The sequence below is a fragment of the Bacillus sp. P4_D3 genome (assembly GCF_056401855.1).
Map to the genome: position 1 here is coordinate 1 of NZ_JBFUIN010001359.1, position 515 is coordinate 515.

General features: G+C 30.9%; 1 protein-coding gene. It reads left to right on the plus strand.

What is annotated here, in order from left to right; genetic code table 11:
* Nucleotides 1-470, plus strand: a 470-nt coding sequence (locus AC1DTM_RS31335; protein ID WP_477001802.1) for an agmatine deiminase family protein, incomplete at its 5' end; no start/stop codon positions are given.
* Nucleotides 471-515: the final 45 nt, after the last annotated feature.

Here is a 515-nt window from a genome sequence, read left to right on the forward strand (position 1 = left end):
GTAAAATACATAATTTAAACAAGGATCGGTTAGATAAAGCCTATGAAGTATTAAAAAATGAAGTGAATATAGATGGTAAACCATTTCAGATTGTTAAAATGCCTGTTCCAGAGCCAATTTATTTAACAATACGTGCAGGAGATTTTGTTTATGATATGTGGCAAGAGAGTAAAGAGGATTTAAAAGGGGAGTTATTTGATGGTAGTCCTTTTCCTGGAGAAGAAATGGTGGTACTACCAGCGCTAAGTTATTGCAATTTTTTAATTACAAATAATATAGTAATTGCACAAAAGTATTATTCAGAAGGGCTACCACTAGAAGTTAAAAAGAAGGATGAAGAAGCATTAAATATCTTAAAAAGTGTATTTCCTGACAGGAAAATAGTAGCAATTAATACAATTGCTTTGAATTTATATGGTGGTGGTATTCATTGCAATACAAGAAATATTCCAGCAAAATCGTTGTTGTAATAAATTGCTTGGATATAGTCTTTTGAAATATGAGCCGTAGTACTT